The following is a 3,772-nucleotide window of genomic DNA, read 5'->3' on the forward strand; positions in this document are numbered from 1 at the left end:
CATCTAAATATTGTCTTACCACTTCTAATTTTTGTTCTTGTGAAAATTTAACCATAAAAAAGTACACCTCCAATTGTCTTTCGTGTCTAACAATTGGGGTGCACCTCATCTTGGGCGGCTTTTTTACATTATATATTTCTATTAAGCTAAACTGTCGAAAGCTAAATGTTCTTTACAAGATTCACACTGATACTCTTCCGGAGGATCTATGTGAGTTTCTTCACCGCATACACATTTATACACATGGACATCACAAGAACAGTACTCATAAGGGGCCAAAGTCTCCCGTTGCTCATCGGTAGCTTTAGAATAAGAGTGATCAAGTTTCATTTCGGAATAGCATTTTTCACAAGAGTATCCCACACCATTATTTTTAATCAGTTCTAACAAAGAAGAAAACTGCATATCTGCAGTAGTTTCCTCATCATTAGAAGAAATTAATATTGTTTGAGTTCCTGCTTTTTTACCTGCTTCAATATCCGTTTCCATATCACCAATCATGTAGCTATTTTTCAAGTCGATATTGTATTTTTTCGCTAAATTCGTAAGTTGCCCTGCATTTGGTTTTCTACAAATACAATTTTCAGTAGGAGCGTGTATACATGCTGAAATTTCATGTATAACAGCGTCTTTATCTTCTTGGAATAATAACGATTTTAATTTCATATGAATCATGTCTAGTTCTGATTGCGTCATATATCCAAAAGTAACGCCCGCTTGGTTTGTAACAACAAATACCTTAAAGCCCATCTTATTAAACGTACCGATTGCTTTTGCTGCACCTGGGATTAAATACAAATCACTTGTTTTATTTACAAACTTAACTCGATCAGTTAAAACTTCATTAATCACGCCGTCTCTGTCTAAGAAAATTGCACGCTGTTGTTTAGTTGAATCATGCATGTATTTCCCCTCCTATATTTCCACAATTTCAAATGTTGCATGTGAATTATATTTACGTAGTTCCAACATTACATCTTCTGCTTCATCATAAGTAGTAAACTCTAATTCTTGTCCTTCTTTGCCAGGTTCACAGCTATCTATAACAAATCCTTCTGCACGTATTACAAAAGCCATATTACAATAACCCTTTTTCCTCAAAGAATTTACGGAATATATTATTTGCTAATTGTGATTGAGCGCCTCGACCTGGTTTTTTACCTAAAAGCTTTTTAATTACTTTATTAATATCCTCGTCTAAATAAAAGCCAACTAATACCTTCTTATTAGTTTCATTCAAAAAGGCAAGAACATCGTCTTCTTCCTCTTCTTCAGGGCCTTTTTTACCTGGTTCCTCAGGAACTTCAGGAATTTCAGATACTTCAGGAACCTCGGGTTCTTCTTCATTAACATCATTATTTGGTTCTGTTAATATTTCATTATTTTCATCGTTAACGTCATTGTTTTCAGGTGTTTCTTTTTGGATTTCATTTTGTTCTTGTTTTGTTGCTGTTTCGTTAACATTAACATTAATATTAACGTTATCATTTTGTTGTTTTTTTGATTCTATTTCTTTTTCTTTATCTCTTGTCGCGCTATTTGGGAAAAGATTAGATACTTTGCGAGTCAATTTCATTCAGCTCCTTAAATAGATTTTTATAGTAAAATGCAAATTCATTATTTCTCTTTGCTAAAGTTAATGGTAATTCTTCATTAGCGATTGCGTTAGCAAACTGAATACTTTTAGGTATAAAGGCATCAAAATAATGTACATTTTCAGATGTACAAAATTCCTTCGCGTCTTGCATAACAGTCTGATGTAAAACCGTATTCTTTTGCACGAGTGTAGACGCTACACCGGTTATTTTTAGACTTGGGTTATTTTGTTCACGGAATCCATTTAAGGCATCCATTAATTTAATTAACGATCTAACATTATATTTTTCCGGTTGGAAAGGTATCATGATATTATCCGTACAACAAATGACATTACTTTGAATCAATCCGGAACTAGGCGGGCTATCAAAAAGAATAACATCATACTCTTTTTCAATAGACATTAAAGCCACCTTCAATAAAAGATATGGATTAATATACTTATCCTGGTTTGGCAGAATATCAAAATCTAATAAACCCATATCAGAATTGGAAGGTAATACATCAATATTTTCATAGACATTAATAATTGCCTCTTTTGCCGGTACATAATCCACAAGAACGTCATACAATGTTATCTTGCATTCATCCGGATTTCTACCGAATGACAGTAGAACGTCACCCTGCTGATCAGCATCAACGATTAATACTTTTTTTCCTTGTTTAGCAAATAAGCCAGCAATATTTACAGTCATAGAAGACTTCAATACACCGCCTTTATTTTGCACAAAAGCCAATTTATAAGCCATTTTCATACCTCCCGCACTCTTAATAAAACCATTTCATAAAATTATCATAACATTAATGTTAATATTAGCATTTTATTAATTTGTTTTTATCACACATAAAATATTTCGATGTTGATTCAATAATCCCTTTAATAATCTTTCAAAATATTAATATTTACAATTCATTACGGTATGTGAAATTAAAGGGAGCTATTACTCATCATTTTTTGTTCTTTTTCAACATTTCATCTAAACGTTTTTGATTTTCCTCTAAATCTTCAGGGACTTGTCCACTACTCTCAGCAGTATCTTCGTTACCAACCCATCCTGGAACCATTTCACTACGTACCGATTTATTTTTAGATTTATAGTTAGATTTTGGTTTGCTCTGTTTTTTCTTTTCGCGATGTTTCTCTTCAAACTTCTGAATATCTTCTAAAGTTTCGCAATTAGCAGCATTCCAATTTTTAATAGTTTTTTGTATGTATGCAATAGGCTTGTCCGGTTCACCATCAATAGCACGTTTAATAGCTTCAAATACTAGTAATGTATTTTGCTCTTCACACATCTTTGTTAATTCGATTTTTGCATATTTAGTTGTTTTGAAATATTGATTGTAAAAAACAATAATGAGATCAGGGATGCTGCTACCTACATACTTACTAAAGTAAGTAAAATCAGTCTGTATAACAAATACTTTTGTATACTCTAAAGATTCTTTAGTCACGTGACTAAAGTTATTTAAGTCACCAATTTTTGAAGAACCCTTATTTTCCTGGTGGCTAAAGTTATTTAAGTCACCAACTGGTACTGGAGTTTCTTCTTGTTGTTTTTCAGCTTTTTCAGCGGCTTGCTTGTCTTTTTGTTTCTTGATACGTGCTGCTTTCTTTTCTCTTTTTTGTTTTCTTAACTCTTCCAGCTCAGACATATAAGTCCAGTTATCTGTTGTAAGTTCAGGTTCTAATACGTATAAGCGGTTGGGTTCATCTTTTACAGGCTCTTCATCTAGTAATTCTGCAGCATGTAGTTCTTTTTTTGCCTTAATAGCTGTAGGTTCAGATACCGTTAATAAATAACTAATTTCAGTATTATCTAGAATGCAATAAATATTACCGTCAGTATCTGTATATGTATCAGTATGTTCAGAAGTTAATAGTGATAACTTATATCTATCTCGTAATATAGAATATAAAACACGAGCATTATTGCTTAATTTTCTATATTTTGGCTCGTAAAATAAATATTGATTTAATTGGAAATAGAGTTCTTTACTTGCTTTTTTACCATTTATACGGCGTTCTTTTTTATCTTTAGTCATAACAAAAAATCCTCCAATTTACCCCGCCCAAAAATGGGTATAGGAAAACAGAGGATTGTAGTTCACATATTTTAAAGTATATGCTATCATAAAAGAAGCAAACCAACTTTAAATATGTTAATACAAACCT

The 3,772-nt window shown here is 32.2% G+C and carries 4 protein-coding genes and 1 pseudogene; all 5 read right to left on the minus strand.

Annotated features, from left to right (window positions below; translation table 11 throughout):
* Nucleotides 1–366 precede the first annotated feature (366 nt).
* Nucleotides 367–903 (minus strand): annotated as a pseudogene (locus KVT34_RS29195) (D-glycero-alpha-D-manno-heptose-1,7-bisphosphate 7-phosphatase); the annotation flags it as partial.
* 12 nt (nt 904–915) lie between these two features.
* On the minus strand, nt 916–1,077 hold the full coding sequence (locus KVT34_RS29200; protein ID WP_217563187.1) for a hypothetical protein: 162 nt from the start codon (nt 1,075–1,077) through the stop codon (nt 916–918).
* A 1-nt stretch (nt 1,078) separates the two neighbouring features.
* On the minus strand, nt 1,079–1,570 hold the full coding sequence (locus tag KVT34_RS29205) for a hypothetical protein (RefSeq protein ID WP_217563184.1): 492 nt from the start codon (nt 1,568–1,570) through the stop codon (nt 1,079–1,081).
* Nucleotides 1,551–2,345: a ParA family protein gene (locus KVT34_RS29210; RefSeq protein ID WP_217563185.1), complete on the minus strand. Its 795-nt coding sequence runs from the start codon at nt 2,343–2,345 to the stop codon at nt 1,551–1,553. Before KVT34_RS29210 ends, KVT34_RS29205 begins: the two co-directional genes overlap by 20 nt.
* 199 nt (nt 2,346–2,544) lie before the next feature.
* A complete protein-coding gene (locus KVT34_RS29215) occupies nt 2,545–3,642 on the minus strand; it encodes a replication initiator protein A (protein WP_217563186.1) in 1,098 nt (365 codons plus the stop codon).
* Nucleotides 3,643–3,772 lie beyond the last annotated feature (130 nt).

This window comes from Paenibacillus sp. GbtcB18 (genome assembly GCF_019091125.1).
GTDB lineage: Bacteria > Bacillota > Bacilli > Paenibacillales > NBRC-103111 > Paenibacillus_F > Paenibacillus_F chitinolyticus.

Bases quoted from the DNA above. Each gene is read 5' to 3' on its own strand.
- KVT34_RS29200 (WP_217563187.1), bottom strand. From the start codon at position 1,077: ATGGCTTTTGTAATACGTGCAGAAGGATTTGTTATAGATAGCTGTGAA.
- KVT34_RS29210 (WP_217563185.1), bottom strand. From the start codon at position 2,345: ATGGCTTATAAATTGGCTTTTGTGCAAAATAAAGGCGGTGTATTGAAG.
- KVT34_RS29215 (WP_217563186.1), bottom strand. From the start codon at position 3,642: ATGACTAAAGATAAAAAAGAACGCCGTATAAATGGTAAAAAAGCAAGT.